At 46.7% G+C, this 1,100-nt stretch carries 1 protein-coding gene; it reads left to right on the forward strand.

The features are described 5' to 3' along the window. A partial coding sequence (lptD, locus tag R7127_RS26780) for an LPS assembly protein LptD (RefSeq protein WP_318148747.1) occupies positions 1–1,100 on the forward strand: 1,100 nt, incomplete at both ends.

Consider the following 1,100-nt stretch of genomic DNA (forward strand, 5'->3'; position numbering starts at 1 on the left):
ATACCCCAGTAGTGGTAGAAGCGGACAACCTGCAAGCCATTAATGGTGACAAAGCACAATACTCTGGAAACGTCCAAGTAACGCAAGGTCCGAAGAAAATCACCGCAGATAGCGTAACCCTGCACCAACAAGACAACGTGGTGGTGGCAGAAGGCAACGTGACCTTCAATGACGGACAAGTTAAAGCCCGCTCAGATCGTGTTACCAACGACATCAACCAAGATACCTTCTCGCTTGAAAACACCGAATACCAATTTCTTTGCCAACAAGGTCGTGGTACTGCAGCTTACATTGCACGTACAGGTCAGTCTGTCTATGAACTAGAAGATGGCTCAATCACATCATGTCCGGAAGGCGATAATTCATGGCGCTTGGTTGCGTCTGGTATTGATGTAGACCAAGACGAAGAGACCGCCACGCTGCACCACCCTCGTTTTGAGATCATGGATGTGCCCGTGTTTTACGTGCCATACATGACCATGCCTATTGGCAACACGCGTAAAACCGGTTTCCTATTCCCTTCTCTTTCTTACGGTTCTAGTGACGGTATGGAAGTGGAAGTGCCATTTTACTGGAACATCGCACCTCAATACGACATGACACTCACTGCACTCTACATGCAGCAACGTGGCACCAAACTCGACACCGATTTCCGTTACCTAACCGATGGCTGGGGTGAAGGTAAACTGAAAGGCGAATACCTCAACAGCGATAAAAAATATCAAGATGATTCTCGCTGGGGTTACCAAGTTAAGCACGATGGTATTATCAATAAACAGTGGATTGTGAAAGTTGATTACTCACAAGTCAGTGACATTGATTACTTCCTAGATTTGGACTCTGACATCGGTAACCGTGAAGACGGCCAGTTAGTCCAAGAAGGACATGTGCAGTACCGTTCAGATTTCTGGGATGCGTCTTTAACCGTTCGAGATTTCCAAATCCTCTTGAAAGAAGAAAACCGTCCATATCGTTTGCTTCCTCAATTAGATTTGAACTACTACACGCCGTTGTGGGGTGATCACCTTAACTTCGACGTAAAAAGCCAAGTCAGCCGTTTTGACACTAGTGATACCGCTCGACCAAACGCGACTCGCGTT

The organism is Vibrio sp. 1159 (genome assembly GCF_033340395.1).
Lineage (GTDB): Bacteria > Pseudomonadota > Gammaproteobacteria > Enterobacterales > Vibrionaceae > Vibrio > Vibrio alginolyticus.